This window comes from Pseudomonas sp. Z5-35, assembly GCF_051131945.1.
Taxonomy (GTDB): domain Bacteria; phylum Pseudomonadota; class Gammaproteobacteria; order Pseudomonadales; family Pseudomonadaceae; genus Aquipseudomonas; species Aquipseudomonas marvdashtae.
The window spans coordinates 25115-44713 of the sequence record NZ_CP071640.1 but is presented as its reverse complement, the minus strand read 5'-3'; the positions used below and the strand labels follow the sequence as shown (position 1 = coordinate 44713).

At 58.8% G+C, this 19599-nt stretch carries 19 protein-coding genes and 1 pseudogene; 13 read left to right on the top strand and 7 right to left on the bottom strand.

Going from position 1 to position 19599, the window contains the following annotated elements:
• Positions 1-201 precede the first annotated feature (201 nt).
• Positions 202-2970 (bottom strand): DNA polymerase I, encoded by a 2769-nt coding sequence (gene polA / locus J3P95_RS00215; RefSeq protein ID WP_434579220.1) that lies wholly within the window; start codon positions 2968-2970, stop codon positions 202-204.
• Between the two features lie 74 nt (positions 2971-3044).
• On the opposite strand from polA, the gene J3P95_RS00210 reads away from it, so the two are divergent.
• Both J3P95_RS00210 and J3P95_RS00205 read left to right on the top strand, forming a co-directional pair.
• The gene (locus J3P95_RS00210) at positions 3045-3332 is read left to right on the top strand and encodes a DUF2782 domain-containing protein (RefSeq protein ID WP_434579222.1); all 288 of its coding nucleotides are present in this window, start codon (positions 3045-3047) and stop codon (positions 3330-3332) included.
• 59 nt (positions 3333-3391) lie between these two features.
• Complete coding sequence (locus J3P95_RS00205; RefSeq protein ID WP_186633395.1) at positions 3392-4342, top strand: homoserine kinase; 951 nt, start codon at positions 3392-3394, stop codon at positions 4340-4342.
• 134 nt (positions 4343-4476) lie between these two features.
• Here the strand turns inward: J3P95_RS00205 and J3P95_RS00200 are convergent, their stop codons facing one another.
• Complete coding sequence (locus J3P95_RS00200; RefSeq protein ID WP_434559756.1) at positions 4477-5406, bottom strand: zinc ABC transporter substrate-binding protein; 930 nt, start codon at positions 5404-5406, stop codon at positions 4477-4479.
• A 66-nt stretch (positions 5407-5472) separates the two neighbouring features.
• Here J3P95_RS00200 and zur point away from each other — a divergent pair, with 66 nt between their 5' ends.
• Genes zur through J3P95_RS00180 form a run of 4 tightly spaced genes read left to right on the top strand, consistent with a single transcriptional unit; the run spans position 5473 to position 8269 of the window.
• Positions 5473-5955 carry a zinc uptake transcriptional repressor Zur gene (zur, locus tag J3P95_RS00195; protein ID WP_018602776.1) on the top strand — a complete coding sequence of 161 codons (483 nt, stop codon included), beginning with the start codon at positions 5473-5475 and terminating at the stop codon, positions 5953-5955.
• On the top strand, positions 5955-6737 hold the full coding sequence (gene znuC / locus J3P95_RS00190; protein WP_434579225.1) for a zinc ABC transporter ATP-binding protein ZnuC: 783 nt from the start codon (positions 5955-5957) through the stop codon (positions 6735-6737). The genes zur and znuC overlap by 1 nt, the downstream gene beginning before the upstream one ends.
• Positions 6730-7518: a zinc ABC transporter permease subunit ZnuB gene (gene znuB / locus J3P95_RS00185; protein ID WP_186614181.1), complete on the top strand. Its 789-nt coding sequence runs from the start codon at positions 6730-6732 to the stop codon at positions 7516-7518. The genes znuC and znuB overlap by 8 nt, the downstream gene beginning before the upstream one ends.
• 37 nt (positions 7519-7555) lie before the next feature.
• Positions 7556-8269 carry a PA5502 family lipoprotein gene (locus J3P95_RS00180; protein WP_434579228.1) on the top strand — a complete coding sequence of 238 codons (714 nt, stop codon included), beginning with the start codon at positions 7556-7558 and terminating at the stop codon, positions 8267-8269.
• Between the two features lie 54 nt (positions 8270-8323).
• Here J3P95_RS00180 and katE read toward each other — a convergent pair whose 3' ends face one another.
• Entirely contained in the window at positions 8324-10459 is a 2136-nt protein-coding gene (katE, locus tag J3P95_RS00175) for a catalase HPII (protein WP_434579230.1), read from the bottom strand.
• A 266-nt stretch (positions 10460-10725) separates the two neighbouring features.
• Between katE and J3P95_RS00170 the strand changes: the two genes are divergently transcribed.
• The 3 genes from J3P95_RS00170 to J3P95_RS00160 all read left to right on the top strand — a co-directional run bounded on the left by J3P95_RS00170 (position 10726) and on the right by J3P95_RS00160 (position 13258).
• Positions 10726-11733 (top strand): methionine ABC transporter ATP-binding protein, encoded by a 1008-nt coding sequence (locus tag J3P95_RS00170; RefSeq protein WP_434579232.1) that lies wholly within the window; start codon positions 10726-10728, stop codon positions 11731-11733.
• A complete protein-coding gene (locus tag J3P95_RS00165; RefSeq protein ID WP_186614173.1) occupies positions 11733-12407 on the top strand; it encodes a methionine ABC transporter permease in 675 nt (224 codons plus the stop codon). The genes J3P95_RS00170 and J3P95_RS00165 overlap by 1 nt, the downstream gene beginning before the upstream one ends.
• A 77-nt stretch (positions 12408-12484) precedes the next feature.
• A complete protein-coding gene (locus J3P95_RS00160) occupies positions 12485-13258 on the top strand; it encodes a MetQ/NlpA family ABC transporter substrate-binding protein (protein ID WP_434579234.1) in 774 nt (257 codons plus the stop codon).
• Between the two features lie 77 nt (positions 13259-13335).
• Here the strand turns inward: J3P95_RS00160 and J3P95_RS00155 are convergent, their stop codons facing one another.
• Positions 13336-14103 (bottom strand): sulfite exporter TauE/SafE family protein, encoded by a 768-nt coding sequence (locus J3P95_RS00155; protein WP_434559744.1) that lies wholly within the window; start codon positions 14101-14103, stop codon positions 13336-13338.
• A gap of 25 nt (positions 14104-14128) precedes the next feature.
• Complete coding sequence (locus J3P95_RS00150; RefSeq protein ID WP_434559742.1) at positions 14129-14347, bottom strand: hypothetical protein; 219 nt, start codon at positions 14345-14347, stop codon at positions 14129-14131.
• Positions 14348-14822: 475 nt separating this feature from the next.
• Between J3P95_RS00150 and J3P95_RS00145 the strand changes: the two genes are divergently transcribed.
• From J3P95_RS00145 to J3P95_RS00130, 4 genes are all read left to right on the top strand, one after another.
• Positions 14823-15197, top strand: a complete 375-nt coding sequence (locus J3P95_RS00145; RefSeq protein WP_434559740.1) for a lysozyme inhibitor LprI family protein — start codon at positions 14823-14825, stop codon at positions 15195-15197.
• Between the two features lie 242 nt (positions 15198-15439).
• Positions 15440-16564, top strand: coding sequence for a diguanylate cyclase (locus tag J3P95_RS00140; RefSeq protein ID WP_434579236.1), 1125 nt, complete (start codon positions 15440-15442; stop codon positions 16562-16564).
• A 413-nt stretch (positions 16565-16977) separates the two neighbouring features.
• On the top strand, positions 16978-17397 hold the full coding sequence (locus J3P95_RS00135) for an organic hydroperoxide resistance protein (protein WP_434559736.1): 420 nt from the start codon (positions 16978-16980) through the stop codon (positions 17395-17397).
• Between the two features lie 37 nt (positions 17398-17434).
• A complete protein-coding gene (locus J3P95_RS00130; RefSeq protein WP_434579238.1) occupies positions 17435-17758 on the top strand; it encodes a hypothetical protein in 324 nt (107 codons plus the stop codon).
• Between the two features lie 190 nt (positions 17759-17948).
• Here the strand turns inward: J3P95_RS00130 and J3P95_RS00125 are convergent.
• Positions 17949-18530: pseudogene (locus J3P95_RS00125) on the bottom strand (SDR family NAD(P)-dependent oxidoreductase); the annotation flags it as partial.
• Positions 18531-18699: 169 nt separating this feature from the next.
• Positions 18700-19587, bottom strand: a complete 888-nt coding sequence (locus tag J3P95_RS00120) for a lysophospholipid acyltransferase (protein WP_434559732.1) — start codon at positions 19585-19587, stop codon at positions 18700-18702.
• Positions 19588-19599: the final 12 nt, after the last annotated feature.

The following is a 19599-nucleotide window of genomic DNA, read 5'->3' as shown; positions in this document are numbered from 1 at the left end:
CTGCCAACACTTAACACAACATAGGAGCATTGAAGGGCTTCACCAGCCATTCAGAACCTCTGAGTAGGATTTCACGGTTTTAGTTCAGATTATTTTTGGAAATATCCCTAGGAATTTTCCGACCTAACGAAGGAATCCCTGGCTTTGCAGGGATTCCAAGTGGCAAGGAGGCTCGTTCTCTCACCACAAGAAACCCGAGACTCAGTGCGCCTCGTCCCAATTATTTCCCACCCCTACTTCCACCAGCAGCGGTACATCCAACGTGGCCGCGGCGCTCATGTGCAGGCGAACCTCCTCGCGCACCTGATCGACCAAGTCTTCGCGCACTTCCAGCACCAATTCGTCGTGTACCTGCAGGATGACTTTCGCATCCAGACCTGACGCCGTCAGCCAGCGATCCACAGCCACCATGGCCTTCTTGATGATGTCGGCGGCGGTACCTTGCATCGGTGCGTTGATCGCCGTGCGTTCAGCACCTTTGCGCAGCGCCGGGTTCTTCGCGTTGATGTCCGGCAAGTACAGCCGACGGCCGAAGATGGTTTCGACGAATCCTTGCTCGGCTGCCTGGGCACGGGTGCGCTCCATGTATTCCAGCACACCAGGGTAGCGGGCGAAGTAGCGGTCGATGTAAGCCTGGGACTGCTTGCGATCGACACCGATCTGCTTGGCCAGGCCGAAGGCGCTCATGCCATAGATCAAACCGAAGTTGATCGCTTTGGCACTACGACGCTGATCATGGGTGACGGCGTCCAGCTCGACCCCAAAGACTTCGGCAGCGGTGGCTCGGTGTACGTCAAGGTCGTTGCGAAACGCGTGGAGCAACCCTTCGTCCTTGGCGAGGTGGGCCATGATCCGCAGTTCGATCTGCGAATAGTCCGCCGCCAGCAGCTGGTAGCCTTTCGGCGCGACGAACGCCTGGCGGATGCGCCGGCCTTCGGCAGTGCGAATCGGAATGTTCTGCAGGTTCGGGTCGATGGACGACAGCCGCCCGGTCGCGGCGACCGCTTGCTGGTAATTGGTATGGACGCGGCCGGTGCGGCTGTTGATCTGCTCGGGAAGGCGATCGGTGTAGGTGCTCTTGAGCTTGCTCAGGGAGCGGTACTGCATCAACACCTTGGGCAGCGGGTAATCCTGCTCCGCCAGTTCGGCGAGTACCGCTTCGGCAGTGGAGGCCTGGCCCTTGGCGGTTTTGCTGAGCACCGGTAAACCGAGCTTTTCGTACAGGATCACGCCCAACTGCTTCGGCGAGCCCAGGTTGAATTCCTCGCCGGCGATGGCAAACGCCTCACGCTCCAGCGCCACCAGTTTTTCGCCCAACTCGACGCTTTGCACGCCCAGGAGGTTGGCATCGACCAACGCGCCCTGGCGCTCGATGCGCGCCAGGACCGGCATCAACGGCATTTCGATTTCGTTGAGGACTTTGTCCAGGCTCGGCGTGGCGGCCAATTTTTCCTGTAGGGCCTGGTGCAAGCGGAAGGTCACGTCGGCGTCTTCAGCGGCGTAGGGCCCGGCCAGTTCCAGGGAGATCTGATCGAAGGTCAACTGCTTGACCCCTTTGCCGGCGATGTCCTGGAAATCCGTCTTGCTTTGGCCCAGGTATTTCAGCGCCAGGCTGTCCATGTCGTGGCGAGTCGCGGTGGAGTCCAGCACATAGGATTCAAGCATGGTGTCGAAAACGATACCTTGCATGAAAACGCCATTGCTCTGATCACCGCCAATGGCGCAATTGGCCAGGATGTTGGTTTCGAACTTGGCATGCTGGCCGACCTTGAGCTTGTTCGGGTTTTCCAGCAACGGCTTGAGAGCGTTGAGCACCGTGTCGCGGTCCAGCTGCTCCGGCACGCCCATGTAGGAATGGGTCAGCGGGATATAAGCCGCCTCAAAAGGGGCCACGGCGAACGACAAGCCAACGAGCTGCGAATGCTGGGCATCGCCACCGTTGGTTTGCGTGACCAGGGAAAACAGCGGCGCCTGTTCAAGCTTGGCCAACCAGGCATCGAAGCTCGGCTGATCGAGAATGACCTCGTACTTCGCCTCAGCGCCCCCCGGGAGCTCGTCGGCAACTTCAATGATTTCCTGCCCGGCACGCTTGGCGTCACGCTGGTTATCTTCGAACCAGCTCTTGAACTCCAGCAGCGTGTACAACTCGGCAAGCTTCTCGTGATCCGGCGCGCCCATCTGCAAGTCGTCGAGTCCGATGTCCAAGGGAACGTCGGTCTTGATAGTCGCCAACTCGTAGGAAAGAAGCGCCATTTCCTTATGCTCTTCCAGCTTGGCGGCCAACGTCTTGGCGCCCCGAATCGGCAGCGTCGCAACGATATCCAGTTGCGCATACAACTCGGCCAGGCCACCGTTGACTCCCACCAACAGGCCGGAAGCGGTTTTTGGCCCGATGCCCGGCACACCCGGAATGTTGTCGGACGAATCGCCCATTAATGCCAGATAGTCGATGATCTGCTCCGGAGCGACGCCAAACTTCTCCTTCACGCCAGCCACGTCCAGTGAGCTACCGGTCATCGTGTTGACCAAGGTAATGTGGCCATCGACCAACTGCGCCATGTCCTTGTCGCCAGTGGAGATCACCACTGGACGGTCGGCGGCGGCGCTACTGCGGGCCAGGGTGCCGATCACGTCGTCGGCTTCGACGTTGTCCACGCACAGCAGCGGGAAGCCCAAGGCTTTCACACTGGCGTGCAGCGGCTCGATCTGCACGCGCATGTCGTCGGGCATGCTCGGACGATTCGCCTTGTACTCAGCGTACAGCGCATCGCGAAATGTCCCACCCTTGGCGTCGAATACCACCGCGAACGGGCTGTCCGGATACTGCTTGCGCAGGCTCTTGAGCATGTTCAACACGCCCTTGACCGCGCCGGTCGGCAGGCCTTTGGAAGTGGTCAGCGGTGGCAGCGCGTGAAAGGCGCGATACAGATAAGAAGAACCGTCCACCAGGACGAGGGGGGCTTGGCTCATGAGCAGGATCAACCTTTTCGGCGGGTCCGGGGCTAGAATAGCGGGACCGTTGACGACAAAGGGACAAGGTTATCATGCGTACACTAAATCGCCTGTTACTGGCTGGCTTGTTTGCATTCACCCCGCTGGCCGTCATGGCCGCGGACGAAGCACCTTCGGCGGACCCGGATGTCACCATCCGCACCGAAGGCGACAGAACCATTCAGGAATATCGGCAAAACGGCTTTTTGTACGCGATCAAGGTCACGCCCAAAAACGGCAAGCCTTACTTCCTCGTGCGCGCTGACGGCACCGATGCAAACTTCATCCGATCGGACCAGCCGGATATGCTGATCCCTTCGTGGAAAATCTTTGAGTGGTAATACCGCTCTCGACTTCAACCGGCGCTCGATGAAGAGCGCCCGTACTGGCAGTTTTAACCATGTCTGTGTTCACGCCCCTGGCTCGGCCCGAGCTGGAAACCTTTCTCGCCCCTTATGGGCTCGGCCGCCTGCTTGATTTCCAGGGGATTGCCGCTGGCAGCGAAAACACCAACTTCTTTATCAGCCTGGAACGGGGCGAATTTGTCCTGACCCTGGTCGAGCGCGGCCCTGTGCAGGAGATGCCGTTCTTTATCGAGCTGCTGGACGTCCTGCACGACGCCGACCTGCCGGTGCCTTACGCCTTGCGCACCACCGACGGCGTCGCGCTGCGGGAACTGGCGGGGAAGCCGGCGCTGCTGCAACCGCGCCTGGCGGGCAAACACATCAAGCAGGCCAACGCCCAGCACTGCGCCCAGGTCGGCGAATTGCTCGCGCACCTGCACCTGGCCACCCGCGACAACATGATCAAGCGCAAGACCGACCGCGGCCTGGACTGGATGCAGGAGGAGGGCGCCAAGCTGCTCTCGCACCTCGATGCCGAGCCCCGTCGGCTGCTTGAGGCGGCGCTTGATGAAATCACGCTGAAAAAGGTCGGCATCCTGGCGTTGCCGCGCGCCAACATCCATGCCGATCTGTTCCGCGACAATGCGATGTTCGAAGGCACGCACCTTACCGGCTTGATCGACTTCTACAACGCCTGCTCCGGGCCGATGCTGTATGACGTCGCCATCGCCTTGAACGATTGGTGCTCGGATGACGACGGTGGGCTCGATGGCCCCCGGGCGCGAGCGTTGCTGGGCGCTTATGCGGCGCTACGGCCGTTCACCGCCGCCGAGGCCGAGCTGTGGCCCACCATGCTGCGCGTGGCGTGCGTGCGGTTCTGGCTGTCACGGTTGATCGCCGCCGAATCGTTTGCCGGGCAGGATGTGCTGATTCACGATCCGATGGAATTCCAGCAGCGGTTGGCGCAGCGGCAGACGGTTCATACGGTGTTGCCGTTCGCCCTATAACAACCAGCGGACCTGAATGCCTTCGTGCCGAGGGAGCTTGCTCCCGCTGGGCTGCGCAGCAGCCCCAAGATTTTGCGGTCGCTGCGCAACCGAGCGGGAGCAAGCTCCCTCGCCACAGGTTCGGCATTAGCAGACTATAGCGACTCCAGGCACCCCGCCAAATCATTCCCCAACTTCTCCAACAACTGCTCATACCCCTGCGCCGTCGCCGGGGTGTAACCCCCAAGTGCATCCAGCTCCGCCAGTTTCACCGGCAGGCCGGCCACCAGGGTCTCGGCCAGGCGCGGGCGCAGGGGCGGTTCGCTGAAGACACAGGTCTTGCCCACGGCTTGCAAGCGCGTACGCATCGCCGCCACGTGCTGGGCACCAGGCTGGACTTCGGCGGCCACGGCGAAAACCCCGGCGTGCTTGAGGCCGTAGTTGTCTTCGAAATAATCGAACGCTTCATGGAAGACAAAATACGGTTTGCCCGCGACCCCAACCAGACGTGCCTTGAGACGCGCATCCATGGCATCGAGGCGCTGATTGAAGCCCTTGAGGTTGCTCTGATAGCGGGCCGCGTTTGCCGGATCCGCTGCGCTCAGGTCAGCTGCCATCTTGGCAGCGATCACCCGCGCATTAAGCGGAGAGAGCCAAAGATGAGCGTCCACCGTGCCGGGGCGATGGTCGTGATCATGCTCATCGCTGCCGTGATCCTCATCTTCGTGGGAGGCGCTGTCGTCGGCGAAATGACGCAACTTGAGCCCTGGCAGGTCCTGCACTGCAACGGAAGGCAGCGTACGACCGTTCAACACACGCGGCAGGAAACCTTCCATGTCAGGGCCGATCCAGTACAACAGGTCCACCGACTGCACCTTGCGTACATCCGATGGCCGCAACGCATAGTGGTGCGGCGAAGCCCCTGGCGGCAGCAATACTTGCGGAACGGCCACGCCGTCCTGCACGGCGGCGGCAATCAGTTGCAGCGGCTTGATACTGGTGAGGACCTTGACGTCGGCCTGAACCGAGCCAATCAGTAGAAAATTTACGACAAAAGCGACAAACAGCGAAAAAATTCGGGACACGATGACCACTCGGAGAGACGAGAACGGGTAACATAATAACGTCTCTCACTAAACTCGTCGCTGCCCATGCCCATTACGCCCCTTGCCAGTCGTCCACATGATCACTCCCACTGCGTGCACAGCGCCTTGTCCGAGGCCGACGCCATCTGCGCGCGCCAAGGGTTGCGCCTGACCGCCCTGCGGCGGCGCGTGCTGGAATTGGTCTGGCAGAGCCACAAGCCGCTGGGCGCCTACGACATTCTTGCCGTGCTCAGCGAGCAGGACGGTCGCCGCGCCGCGCCGCCAACCGTCTATCGGGCGCTGGATTTCCTCTTGGAAAACGGCCTGGTGCATCGCATTTCGTCCCTGAACGCCTTCGTTGGCTGCAACCATCCGGAGCACGCCCACCAAGGCCAGTTCCTGATCTGCCGTGAATGCCACGCCGCCATCGAGCTGGAACAGAAGTCCATCAGCGATGCCATCATCGCCAGTGCCAAGGACGTCGGCTTTGTGGTCGATACCCAGACCGTCGAAGTGGTTGGCCTCTGCTCCGGCTGCCAGGGGGCCTGATGAGCAATGCGTTGATCCACCTCGAACAGGTGGCCGTGACGTTCGCCGGGCAGAACGTGCTGGACAACATTCACCTGAGCGTCGAACCGGGGCAGATCGTGACGTTGATCGGCCCCAACGGTGCCGGCAAGACCACCCTGGTGCGGGCCGTGCTGGGTCTGCTCAAGCCCGACAGCGGCAGCGTCTGGCGCAAGCCCAAGTTGCGTGTCGGCTACATGCCGCAAAAGCTTCATGTCGATGCGACCTTGCCACTGTCGGTGCTGCGCTTCTTGCGCCTGGTGCCTGGGGTGGATCGCGAACGAGCCTTGGCGGCCTTAAAGGAAGTCGGTGCCGAGCAGGTCATCGACAGCCCGGTGCAAAGCGTTTCCGGTGGCGAAATGCAGCGCGTATTGCTGGCCCGCGCCCTGTTGCGCGAGCCCGAATTGCTGGTGCTCGACGAGCCCGTACAAGGCGTTGACGTGGCCGGCCAAGCCGAGTTGTACAGCTTGATTACCCGTTTGCGCGACCGCCACCGCTGCGGCGTGCTGATGGTCTCCCACGATCTTCACTTGGTCATGAGCACCACCGACCAGGTGGTTTGCCTCAACCGTCACGTCTGCTGTTCCGGGCATCCCGAGCAAGTCAGCAGTGATCCGGCGTTTGTCGAGCTTTTCGGAAAGAACGCACAAAGCCTGGCGATTTATCATCATCACCATGACCACGCCCATGATCTGCATGGCTCGGTGGTCAGTGCCTCACCTGTTTCTACCCACGCTCACGGAGATGGCTGCAAGCATGGCTGATTTTCTGTTGTATGCCCTGCTCGCAGGCCTGGCCCTCGCACTGGTGGCGGGCCCCCTGGGTTCATTCGTGGTCTGGCGGCGCATGGCCTATTTTGGCGACACCTTGTCCCACGCAGCGCTGCTCGGCGTGGCGCTGGGGTTTTTGCTGGATGTCAGCCCGGCTATCGCCGTGACCGTTGGCTGCCTGTTACTGGCGGTGGTGCTGGTCACCCTGCAACAGCGCCAGCCGCTGGCGTCCGACACACTGCTGGGCATCCTGGCACCGAGCACGCTGTCCCTCGGGCTGGTGGTGCTCAGCTTCATGCGTGACGTGCGGATCGACTTGATGGCCTATCTGTTCGGCGATCTCTTGGCGATCAGCCCGACGGATCTTTCATGGATCCTCGGCGGCAGCGCAGCAGTGCTGCTGTTGCTGGTCGCGCTGTGGCGTCCGTTGCTGGCGGTCACCGTCCATGAAGAGTTGGCACGGGTCGAAGGCTTGCCCGTGGTGGGCTTGCGGCTGGCGCTGATGTTGTTGATCGCGGTGGTGATCGCCGTGGCGATGAAGATCGTCGGTGTGTTGCTGATTACTTCATTGCTGATCATCCCGGCAGCTGCCGCGCAGCGTCACGCCCGCTCGCCTGAACAGATGGCCCTGGGCGCGAGCCTGCTGGGCATGCTCGCCGTGTGCGGCGGGCTGGCGTTGTCGTGGTTCAAGGACACCCCGGCCGGCCCGTCGATCGTGGTCAGCGCCGCGGCGTTGTTTCTGCTGAGTTTTGTCCTGCCTCGTCGAGGGGTGTAGACTTGCTCGCTTTTTGCGCAAATAGAGAGTCGCAGGAATGAACCCGTTCGCCTCCCGTTATCTGCTCCTTGTCGCGTTTTCCCTGTTGCTGGGCGCCTGTCAGAGCACGCCGCCGGTCACCCAGGCTCCCGATACACGGGGCCCGGCCATCGCGCAGCTTGAACAAAGCCTGGCTGCCAATGAACTGGCCACCGCCGAAAATCAATTGACCGCGTTACAGGCTCAATCGCCCGAAGATCCCTCGCTGGAACCCTATCAGCGCCAATTGGCCGAGGCGTATTTGCGCCGCAGCCAGATCGACCTGCAAAAAGGCGACGTGAACGCCGCCGCCACGGCGCTGAGCCGGGCACGTGCGCTGATGCCAAAAGCGCCAGCGCTCACCGGCGAAGTCAACAGCGCAATCGCCGAAGCCCGTAAGGCCGAACTGGAAAAAGCCGAAGCCGCGCTGCAGGCCGCCGAAGCAAAACCAGTCGCCAAGGTGATCGATCCGAGTGCGCAAAGCACCACGGTTGCATTGAACATCGGCGATATCCAGAAGATGCGTCATCAACTGGACGCCATTGCGGCAGATGTAGTGAATTATCAATGTGATGTCAGCATCCAGGCGCCGCGCACCGATGATTACCCTTGGCTGGCCACCTTGCTGACCAAGCGGGTCAAGAAACTTGATCCGGGATTTGATTTGAAACTGCAGAAGCAGATTTTGCGCAGTGTGCCGGCGCAGGTTGTTCTAACGCCGCGTAAGCAGTAAAAGCATCGCGAGCGGGCTCGCTCGCGATAGCGCCCTACCAGACAGCAAATCTCCTTAAGCTGGAACTGCCTTCGCCTTCGGCTCCCGCGTCCAGACCCGATGCTGAGCAATCGCCGCAAAAAACCGCGAAAAACCGCTCGCATCCGCATCTTCGATCAACCCCGCGTCCACCTCCAGCTTCAACTCCACCAACAACTGCCGGGCCTCACCATGAAGCCCAATGGCTTTCAGATGCTTGTAGGCCTCCAGCACGTAGTGCAACGCCACGCCGTCGCGACTCAAGGCCTTGATCGACTCCGCGCCACCGGGCACGAACACCGCGTCGAAGGCAATCGACGGCAACCCTTCCATGGACGCATCTACCGCCAACGTCTGCCCATCGGCGGTGGTGACCGGCGCCGAAGTTGGCCCCAGCACTTTGGCGTGGGCGCCCTCAGCCTTCAGGGCCTGCTTGAGCGCATCGATGATCGCCCCATCGACACCGTTAGCCACCAACACCGCCACTTTGCGCGTCTTGATGTCGCCGGACAGCAGGTTCGCCTGGCTTAAGGCGGGGGATTGCTCCAGCGAAGGCGTCGGAACATCGACAGTACCGGCGGTCGGTGCCGGCAAGCCGAGGTTTTTCGCGACCCGCCCGGCCAGTTTCAAGTCAATGTTGGCGAGGATTTCATTCACCTGCCGCGCCCGGATGAACTCCCGCTCCACCTTCCCCAGCTCGAAACTGTAGGCCGCGATGATGTGCTCTTGCTCGTGGGGGCTCATGCTCTTGTAGAACAGCCGCGCCTGGGAGAAATGATCACCGAACGAATCACTGCGTTGGCGGATCTTGTGGGCGTCGATGCGCTCCGGATAACTTTCGAAACCGCCATCCTGCGGGCCGGGCGGAGTTTCCTTCGGCCAGCCGCCGTCAATGGAGTTCGGCTCGTAGGAAGCGCGCCCCTTGTCGATAGTGGTGCGGTGCATGGCATCCCGCTGGCCGTTGTGCACCGGGGTGATTGCCCGGTTGATCGGCAGCTCATGAAAATTCGGCCCACCGAGTCGGCTGATCTGCGTATCGGTGTAGGAAAACAGCCGGCCTTGCAGCAATGGGTCGTTGCTGAAATCGATGCCCGGCACGATATGCCCGGGGCAGAACGCAACCTGCTCGACTTCGGCGAAAAAGTTGTCCGGGTTGCGGTTCAGCACCATCTTGCCCAGGGGCGTGATGGGCACCAGCTCTTCGGGAATGATCTTGGTCGGGTCGAGCAGGTCGAAGTCGAACTTGTGCTCGTCTTCCTCGGCGACAATCTGTACGCCAAATTCCCACTCGGGGTAGTCGCCCATCTCGATCGATTCCCACAGATCGCGACGGTGGTAGTCAGTGTCCTTGCCCGCGAGCTTCTGGGCTTCGTCCCATACCAGGGAACAGGTCCCGGCCTTGGGCCGCCAATGGAACTTGACGAAGCTGCTGCGGCCTTCGGCGTTGATCATGCGGAAGGTGTGCACGCCGAAACCCTGCATGGCGCGCAGGCTTTTCGGGATTGCCCGGTCGGACATCGCCCAGATCACCATATGAGCGGATTCAGGCACCAGTGACACAAAATCCCAGAACGTGTCATGGGCCGAACCGCCGGTAGGAATTTCGTTATGGGGCTCGGGTTTCACCGCGTGGACGAAGTCTGGAAACTTCACCGCATCCTGTATGAAAAATACCGGCATGTTGTTGCCGACCAAATCGAAGTTGCCTTCGTCGGTGAAAAACTTCACAGCAAAGCCACGCACGTCCCGCACGGTGTCGCCGGAACCCCGTGGACCTTGCACGGTGGAAAAGCGCACGAACACCGGGGTTTTCTTGCTCGGGTCTTGTAGGAAACCGGCCTTGGTCAGTGCTGAATGCGCTTCATAGGTCTGAAAATAACCATGGGCGCCGGTGCCACGGGCGTGAACGATGCGCTCGGGAATACGCTCATGGTCAAAATGCGTGATTTTTTCACGCATGATGAAGTCTTCAAGCAGGGACGGCCCACGCGGTCCGACGTGGAGGGTGTTCTGGTTGTCGGCGATTTTCACGCCTTGGTTGGTACGCAAGGCCTGTTCGGTGGCGTCGGAGCGAAACTGCTCAAGACTCTCGAGCTTGGCGTTGGTATTGCTGCGATCCAGCGTGTCAGTCCCGGCCATTTGGCTGGGGGCGGCAGGTTTTTTAGTGCTCATCAGGCATGACTCCTCGTTGCGATCCCCGCCGTGGCCAGGACCCGTGAGTTCGATGCGCCAGGCACGGTACCCGGGCATATGTGGAGTTGCTTAATGAGTGACCGATGCCGTTTCGCTGTGTTCCTTTTTTATGTCCTTTGATCGCCTTATTGCCAAATGACTGGTCCTATCTCAAATAAATGCTAAGAACCTCTATACGGACAGGCTAAAATGCGCGCCCGGCTTACCGCTGATCCTTTTCCAACGCGCCCCACAAGGTTCGCTACGTGATCGAGTTTCAAAACGTCCATAAAACCTACCGGGTTTCCGGTAAGGATATCCCCGCCCTGCACCCAACCAATCTGACGATTGAGAACGGCCAGGTCTTCGGCCTGATTGGCCACTCCGGTGCGGGAAAAAGTACCCTGCTGCGTCTGATCAATCGCCTGGAAGATTCCACGGGCGGCAAGATCATCGTCGACGGTGAAGAAGTCACTGCCCTGGACGCCAGCAGCCTGCGCCGCTTCCGTCAGCAAGTCGGGATGATCTTCCAGCACTTCAACTTGCTGGCGTCCAAGACCGTGGCCGATAACGTCGCGCTACCGCTGACGTTGGCCGGTGAATTGTCCCGCAGCGAAATCGACCGCCGCGTCGCCGAGCTGCTGGCACGGGTGGGCTTGTCTGACCACGCCCGCAAATACCCGGCACAATTGTCCGGCGGCCAGAAGCAGCGCGTCGGCATCGCCCGCGCCCTGGCGACCAAGCCAAAAATACTATTGTGCGACGAAGCCACCAGCGCCCTAGACCCGCAGACCACCGCCTCGGTGTTGCAATTGCTGGCGGAGATCAACCGTGAGCTGAAGCTGACCATCGTGCTGATCACCCATGAAATGGACGTGATTCGCCGCGTTTGCGATCAGGTGGCGGTGATGGACGCCGGCGTGATCGTCGAGCAAGGCCCGGTGGCCGAGGTGTTCCTACATCCGAAGCACCCGACCACCAAGCGTTTCGTCCAGGAAGACGAGCAAATAGACGAAAGCGAACAGCGCGACGACTTCGCCCACGTGCCAGGGCGCATCGTGCGTCTGACGTTCCAGGGCGAAGCGACCTACGCGCCGCTGCTCGGCACAGTCGCCCGGGAAACCGGCGTGGACTACAGCATCCTGGCCGGTCGTATCGACCGCATCAAAGACACCCCCTACGGGCAACTGACCCTCGCCATTACCGGCGGTGACATGGAGGCGGCGTTTGCCCGCTTCACCGCGGCCGATGTCCACATGGAGGTGCTGCGCTGATGGAACTGTTGAATTCGTTTTTCTCCAACATCGACTGGCTGGAAATCTGGCTGGCGACCGGCGACACTTTCCTGATGCTGTTCGGCTCGCTGCTGTTCACCGTGCTGCTCGGCTTGCCGCTGGGGGTGTTGTTGTTCTTGTGCAGCCCGCGCCAACTGCTCGAAGCACGGGGTCTTTATGCGCTGCTGTCGCTGATCGTCAACATCCTGCGTTCGTTGCCGTTCATCATCCTATTGATCGTGATGATCCCGTTCACGGTGTTGATCACCGGCACCTCCCTGGGCGTAGCCGGCGCGATCCCACCGCTGGTGGTCGGCGCGACACCGTTCTTCGCCCGCCTGGTGGAAACCGCACTGCGAGAAGTCGACCGCGGCATCATCGAAGCGACCCAGGCCATGGGCGCCACCACGCGGCAGATCATCGTCAACGCCTTGCTGCCGGAAGCCCGCCCAGGCATTTTTGCAGCGATTACGGTGACAGCGATTACGCTGGTGTCCTACACGGCCATGGCCGGTGTGGTCGGCGCCGGAGGTTTGGGTGACCTGGCGATCCGCTTCGGCTACCAGCGTTTCCAGACCGACGTCATGGTGGTCACGGTGGTGTTGCTGCTGGTGCTGGTGCAAGTCCTGCAAACCGTGGGCGACAAGTTGGTTGTGCATTTCTCTAGAAAATAAGGCCTCGCGCCAATAAACATGAGCCGGCCATTCGCTGGCAGGCGCCGAGAGCAGGCGCCCCTCAAGGAGTTAGCTGAATGAAAAAACTACTGGTTGCCTTCGCTGCCGCCGCAGCGTTTTCCGCCCACGCCGCCGACACCCTGACCGTCGCGGCCACGCCGGTGCCGCACGCGGAAATCCTCGAGTTCGTCAAACCGGCATTGGCCAAACAAGGCGTGGACCTCAAGGTCAAAGTCTTCACCGACTACATCCAGCCGAACGTACAGGTTGCGGAAAAGCGCCTGGACGCCAACTTCTTCCAACACCAGCCGTACCTGGATGAGTTCAACAAGGCCAAGGGCACGCACCTGATGAGCGTGGCGGGTGTGCATCTGGAACCACTGGGCGCGTATTCCAGCAAGTACAAGGCGCTGACAGAACTGCCGGGCGGCGCTAACGTGGTGATCCCGAACGACGCTACCAACGGCGGCCGTGCGCTGTTGTTGCTGGCCAAAGCCGGGTTGATCAAGCTCAAGGATTCGAACAACATCCTGTCGACGACCAAGGACATTACCGAGAACTCGAAGGATTTGAAGTTCCGTGAGCTGGAAGCGGCGACTATTCCGCGAGTGCTGACCCAGGTGGATCTGGCGTTGATCAATACCAACTATGCGTTGGAGGCCAAACTTGATCCTTCCAAGGATGCGCTGGTTATCGAAGGTAACGATTCGCCTTATGTGAACATCCTGGTGGCTCGTGAGGATGATAAGGACAGTGAGGCGATGAAGAAACTGGTTGCAGCGCTGCATACGCCGGAAGTGAAAGCGTTTATTCTCGAGAAGTACAAAGGCGCGGTTTTACCGGCGTTTTGAGCTGATCGGGTGTGAAAGACGGGACTGCGTGAAAACGAGGTCCCGTTTTTTTATCTAACGGCGTTGCGCGCAACCTGTCACAGCCATATGGACAATCCCATTCGGCCAATAAGGAACACCAATAAAAAGAGAAACAAGATACGAATTAATCCACTCCCATAGCGCAAAGCCAAAAAAGTGCCTGCCAGCGCACCCACCATATTACACACCGCGACCAGTCCACCAATTACCCACAGCACATGACCTGAAGGTATGAAAAATAGCAGCGCCGCGCTAAACGTTCCCAGGTTAACCAGTTTTGCTGAAGCGGATGCATTCAGAAAATCGTAGCCAAAATATTTAACGAAAACAAATAACAAAAAACTACCACTGCCGGGTCCAAAAACTCCGTCATAAAATCCTATTAAGGCTCCAAAAAAAACCCCAAGTAGCACTTCTCTGGATCCGCACTGAGCGTCCGAGTGAACAAGCCCTAGATCCTTTTTTGCGAATGTATAAACAGCCATTACCACCAATACAAAAAATACAAAATACTCCATTATCGTCTTGGGAACGAGCGAGACGGAAAAAGCACCCACAAACGAAAATACAAAAGCCGAGAGCATCGTTGGAAGCATCAGCTTCCACACAATTTTTATCCGTTTAACGTAACTAAATATAGAAGAAAGATTTCCTGCAAGTACAGCCAGCTTATTCGTGCCAAAAACTGTGCTCAGCGAGTGCTGAGGCAATGCATGCAGTAGCGCTGGTACTTGAACCAGCCCACCTCCCCCCACGGCAGCATCGATCATCCCCCCGCAAAAAGCAAAAAACCCCAACGCAACCATGGCGTATTCAATTTGCATAAAAATCATCCATTACTAATTTCAATTACAGCAGCGCTTCATACAGGGCATGGAAAGCTCTTCCGACACGCTGATTGTAATCAAGCATAACGACCTTGAGCTGATCAATATCAAGCCTCAGGTCGACAAGACGACCGAAAGCTTGCGCTGCGGCTAAAGCATGTAATCCATGCTTATTTTCCACTTCTCCAGAATGCACCATGACATAGCTCTTTGCTTCGCGAAGATTGCAACGATCCAACATTCAAGTCACCATTAAGTGCAGGTAAACAATAGAAACCATAGGCAAGGCGCACAAGCCGGCGGATTCCGGCGTAGTTGTAGGCAAAGGCGCAAGGATGAGTAGCCTAGTGGAAGGATTGGCGGTGGGAGGTAAACAGGGCTCGGTTTTGACCCGAAAATTGGAGCTAGTCGGGTTTACGATTGGGGTTTGAAGTGGGTGATACGGTTTTGTCTGTAGGGATTTTTCTGGGTGGGTGGGGGCTGCTTTGCAGCCCAGCGGGAGCAAGCTCCCTCGCCACGTTTGACCGGTTGGGGATTCGGCGAGGGCGGCGGGAACGATGCAGGCTTTATCAGCAATCACTTCCCGAACCTCTATCCGCATTTGTCCATTGTTCGGGTCGAATGAACCCTAGGATCTGCTTCATTGTTCTACAACCCTCATGATAAATTCCCGCCGCGACCTCTAATCAATAGAGGGCATTCAGGGAGAGAAGTAAGTGATCAAGTCTTTGTTGGTTGGGGCATTGCTGGCAATGGCATCCGCATCGGCATCCGCGATGAGTTGCGATAACCCTAGAAACGCCTATGACAGAACCTATTGCGCGTCGCTGAAAATGGTTCAGTCGGATCAGGACATCAACGATCAATACAAGAAGACGATGAGTGCCCTGAACCCGGATCAAAAGAAAAAGGTGAAAGCCGCTCAAATCCAGTGGATCAAGATTCGTGACAGCGCTTGTTCCAACGATGGCCTGCTCTACCTGGATTGTGCCAATGAGAAGACCGAGGCGCGTATCGTCATACTCAAAGCTGTCGAGCGCGAGTGCCGTGCTGCCGGTTGCGACGACGCCAAGCTGTCGCAAGTCGAGTAGGCCGTAGCCAATGAGCACGTTGGGCTTGCAGTCGTATCCCACGAAAAACCCGACGTAAAGCGTCGGGTTTTTGGTGGGGGCTGCTTCGCAGACCAGCGGGAGCAAGCTCCCTCGCCACGGACGGTTTGTGGTCCTCCATAGCGTTTGGGGTTAATTCCCCTCGCCACAGTAATTCAGTTGTTTGCATTGGTGGCAGGGTGCCACAATCTCCGTTTTCGTTGCATCACGATCAGGTGGATCACATGGATGGCCCAGGATCTCGTAATGGTCAGGATTCCTTCATAGCCGAGCAGGTACGAACTGATCGGTTGCAACAACTGTTTCGCCAATCTGTTTCTGCGGTGTTCGGCAGTTATCTCGCGGCCATCATGCTGAGTTGGCTGTGTTGGGATCGGTTTGAGCACAGCGTCATTCTTTCGTGGATTGTCATCCTGACCGCATCGACGCTGTTGCGTATCGCGATGTTCGTCGCCTATTTCCGCAGCGACGAAAGTGAGCGCACACCTCAACGCTGGGAGCGCAGGTACTGGGTCACGCTGGTGTTATCCGCCGGTATCTGGGGCGGCGGGGCGTTTGTGCTCATGCCGGCGGACGATCTGTTGTCCCAGGCGTTGGTCATGCTCTTTACCGTCGGCATGTCCGTCAGCGCGGTGTCCTGCTACTCGGCCTACCGAAATATGACACTGGTCTCCATTGGCCTGGTGCTGTTTCCGTGCACCGCTTGGCTGCTGTTTCAGCCGTCCCCGATCCAGGTCGGCATGGCCCTTTCAATCCTGGTATTTGCGGCATTTGCGGCCCGCGCCACGCACAAAATGTCCCAGTCCCTGGAAATCGCCTTTCGGCTCACCCGTGAAATGGAGCAGGCGAACAGTATTTCAACCCGTGCCGCCCAAACCGATGAACTGACCGGCCTGAAGAGTCGACGGGCTTTTTTCGAGCATGCCCAGCAGCTTTATGACGAATGTAAGACCAACCGGCGGGGGTTGTGCGCGGTCATGTTGGACATGGATCACTTCAAGCACATCAACGACACCTACGGCCATCAAGTGGGCGATCAGGTTTTGCGCGAGATGGGGGGGGTCATCAGTTCGTCGTTTCGGGCGACGGATATCCATGGCCGGCTCGGTGGGGAAGAGTTCGCCATTCTGCTCCCGGACACGTCTATTGAGGTTGCAACCCAGATTGCAGAACAGCTCATCGATACGATTGCGGGGTTGATGATCGAGCCTGTTCACGGCATATCCGCCAGCCTTGGCGTGGCGTCGACGGGGGCCTGTAATAAGGACCTTCACAGCTTGATGAACGATGCGGATAAGGCCCTGTATCGAGCGAAGGCGCTGGGGCGCAATCGAGTGGCTGTTGCTTAGTCGGTTTGGCTTTGTATCATCAGTCGGAATTTGATCGTGTCCATGCTCTGCGTCACCTTCCAGAAGCGGGAGCGGAGCGTCCCTGACGGCATTCCCACGCAGGAGCGTGGGAACGATCGAGAGGCCTATATTCTGCTTTGAACTCCCTGTCTCCGAAGGCCTGCAATTGCGCTGGCCCTGCTGATACACCCTAGAATCTCCTTCCCCTTGGCTCGCCTCGCGGCCCACACAAGCTGGCGACACCTAAAAATAAATTTCTTTCTAGATCAATTGGTTAATTCAAAGCAGGTAAATTTTTCGAAATTTATCTTGCGCGCTAATTATTGATCCGTTAACTTTATCGCAACTGGTTAGCGCACAAACATTTAGTGCAGACCAAAACGATCAAACCCATCAGCAAAAGAGGAATCACCATGAACGTTCTCTACACCGCAGTCGCAACCTCCACCGGTGGCCGTGATGGCCGTGCTGTTTCAAGCGACAAGATTCTCGACGTGAAACTGGCCACGCCAAAAGCCTTGGGCGGTGCCGGTGGTGAGGCCACCAACCCTGAGCAGTTGTTCGCTGCCGGCTACTCGGCCTGCTTCATCGGCGCATTGAAGTTTGTCGCCAGCCAAAGCAAACGCAGCATTCCGGCTGACGCCTCGATCACGGCACACGTCGGCATCGGCCAGATCCCTGGCGGTTTCGGCCTGGACATCGACCTGCACATCAGCCTGCCAGGTCTCGATCAAGCCGATGCTCAAGCGCTGGTCGACGCGGCTCACCAGGTTTGCCCGTACTCCAACGCAACCCGCGGCAACGTCGACGTCCGTTTGCACGTCGCCGTCTAACTCACTTCACTTCATCTACGAATAAAAGGATCAGGATATGGACATTTTCAGCAAAACACTCGTTGGCTCGCTTCTGGCACTGTCGCTCGGCAATGCGTTCGCGAATTCTTTTGTTCAACCTACATTCGCTGAGGGCGGTTCGGATCGCCTGATCGAAAAACGAATAGCCGAAGGTGGCTCCGATCGGCTGATCGAGAAACGCATAGCCGAAGGCGGCTCGGATCGCCTGATCGAAAACCGGGTAGCCGAAGGCGGCTCGGATCGGCTGATCGAGAAACGCGTAGCCGAAGGTGGTTCCGATCGCCTGATCGAGTTACGGGTAGCCCAAGTTGGCTCGGATCCCGTGAACGAGAACGGCTAGCTAAAGGGGCCCGGATCGCCTGCACACAGGGTGGGCTGAATCCCTTCAACGCTACGAAACTTGGTCAGATCAACCAATGTTGCTTCCAAAAGAAAAAACGCCGCTTCTCTCGGATGAGGAAGCGGCGTTCTTTTGCACTGTGTCATCGGGTCCGTGCAAGGGCACTCTGCTCATGCTTTTGGCGATGCAGCTAAACGATGCTGTCCACCACACCGCCATCAACTCGCAGCGCCGCTCCGGTGGTGGCCGAGGCCTGTTCCGAGCTGGCGTAGATGATCATGTTGGCGACTTCCCCTACCCGTGCCGCGCGCTGGATGATCGAGGTGCTGCGGTGCTCGTTGACTAAATCTGCCGCGACCTTTTCCAGGCTTTCCCCGCTGCGCTCGACGTCCGCCTGGAGCATCTTGGCAACGCCTTCGGAAAGTGTCGGCCCAGGCAATACCGAGTTCACCGTTACGCCCGTGCCGGCGAGGCGTTTGGCCAGGCCGCGAGCAATTGAAAGCTGGGCGGTCTTGGTGAAGCCGTAGTGGATCATGTCGGCGGGAATGTTCACGCCCGACTCCGATGAGACAAACACGATCCGCCCCCAACCACGCTCGACCATGCCCTGCGCGTAGGCCCTGGAAACACGCACGCCCGACATCACGTTGGTTTCGAAGAAACGCTGCCATTCGCTGTCCGGCGTCTCGAAGAAGTCTTCCTGCTTGAAAATGCCCAGGTTGTTGATGACGATATCAAAACTTGGATGCTTGGCGATCAATGCCTTGCAGCCCGGCTCGTTGCTGGGGATTTATCCCCGCTGGGTTGCGCAGCAGCCCCAAACTACTCGCAGCGCCACAATCCACAGGCGAGCGCTTCGCACTCGAGCGGGGATAAATCCCCCCGCCACAATTAGGATCCTTGCCACAAGTAAGGCCAGTGCCAGGATTGATTCCCAGCCTTCAGTACCACCGCGCCTCACCCGGCGGGCGTTTCTTGAAGCGTTTCATGCTCCACATGTACTGGCTCGGATATGCCCGCACGTAGCGCTCTACCACCTTGCTCATGGCCGCGCAGGCGGTTTCCGTGTCGGTGCTGTACATCGCGTCCGGGGCAGCTTCGAGGATGACTTTGTAGCCCGAACCGTCCGGCAAGCGCAGGGCGTGGAGGAAGACGCCGACGGCCTTGCCGCCAGCGAGCATGTTTGGCACGAATTTGCTGGTCAAGGCCTGGGTGGCGAAGAAGGGCACGAAGATACCGGCGGATTCGGACGGTTCCGGGTCGGCGGGGATACCGACCTGGCCGCCTTTGCGCACTTCCTTGATGACGCTGAGGATGCCTTCCTTGGTCGAGGCCGCGACTTTATTGCCCAGTTGGACGCGCTGCTTTTGCAGCAATTCATCCACCGCCTTGAGCTTGGGCGGACGGTAGAAAATGATCGGTTTACATTGGCTGCAATAGAAGTGATTGAGCACTTCCCAGTTGCCCAGGTGGCTGGTGATGCCCACTACGCCTTTGCCCGAGGCCAGTGCTTCTTTCAACACGTCCAGACCTTCGACTTCGCGCACCAGTTCGATGGAGCGCTGGGCCGGCCAGATCCAGGCGCAGGCGCTTTCGGTCAGGGATTTGCCGATGTCCTTGAGACTTTGGCCCACCAGGCGCTCGCGCTCGGCCGGGTCCATTTCCGGGAAACACTTGGCGAGGTTGATTCGCACTACGTCGCGAGAACGGTTGGGACATTTCCACATCAGCCAGCCAATGGCCGAGCCCACCGCCTGCACCGCCCGCCAAGGCAGCAGCGCAAACAACCGCAGAGCGCCAACCAGCAAGGCGCCTTTCAACTTATCCACAGGTCACTCCTG

Bases quoted from the DNA above. Each gene is read 5' to 3' on its own strand.
- polA (WP_434579220.1), bottom strand. From the start codon at position 2,970: ATGAGCCAAGCCCCCCTCGTCCTGGTGGACGGTTCTTCTTATCTGTAT.
- J3P95_RS00210 (WP_434579222.1), top strand. From the start codon at position 3,045: ATGCGTACACTAAATCGCCTGTTACTGGCTGGCTTGTTTGCATTCACC.
- J3P95_RS00205 (WP_186633395.1), top strand. From the start codon at position 3,392: ATGTCTGTGTTCACGCCCCTGGCTCGGCCCGAGCTGGAAACCTTTCTC.
- zur (WP_018602776.1), top strand. From the start codon at position 5,473: ATGCCCATTACGCCCCTTGCCAGTCGTCCACATGATCACTCCCACTGC.
- znuC (WP_434579225.1), top strand. From the start codon at position 5,955: ATGAGCAATGCGTTGATCCACCTCGAACAGGTGGCCGTGACGTTCGCC.
- znuB (WP_186614181.1), top strand. From the start codon at position 6,730: ATGGCTGATTTTCTGTTGTATGCCCTGCTCGCAGGCCTGGCCCTCGCA.
- J3P95_RS00180 (WP_434579228.1), top strand. From the start codon at position 7,556: ATGAACCCGTTCGCCTCCCGTTATCTGCTCCTTGTCGCGTTTTCCCTG.
- katE (WP_434579230.1), bottom strand. From the start codon at position 10,459: ATGAGCACTAAAAAACCTGCCGCCCCCAGCCAAATGGCCGGGACTGAC.
- J3P95_RS00165 (WP_186614173.1), top strand. From the start codon at position 11,733: ATGGAACTGTTGAATTCGTTTTTCTCCAACATCGACTGGCTGGAAATC.
- J3P95_RS00160 (WP_434579234.1), top strand. From the start codon at position 12,485: ATGAAAAAACTACTGGTTGCCTTCGCTGCCGCCGCAGCGTTTTCCGCC.
- J3P95_RS00155 (WP_434559744.1), bottom strand. From the start codon at position 14,103: ATGCAAATTGAATACGCCATGGTTGCGTTGGGGTTTTTTGCTTTTTGC.
- J3P95_RS00150 (WP_434559742.1), bottom strand. From the start codon at position 14,347: ATGTTGGATCGTTGCAATCTTCGCGAAGCAAAGAGCTATGTCATGGTG.
- J3P95_RS00140 (WP_434579236.1), top strand. From the start codon at position 15,440: ATGGATGGCCCAGGATCTCGTAATGGTCAGGATTCCTTCATAGCCGAG.
- J3P95_RS00135 (WP_434559736.1), top strand. From the start codon at position 16,978: ATGAACGTTCTCTACACCGCAGTCGCAACCTCCACCGGTGGCCGTGAT.
- J3P95_RS00130 (WP_434579238.1), top strand. From the start codon at position 17,435: ATGGACATTTTCAGCAAAACACTCGTTGGCTCGCTTCTGGCACTGTCG.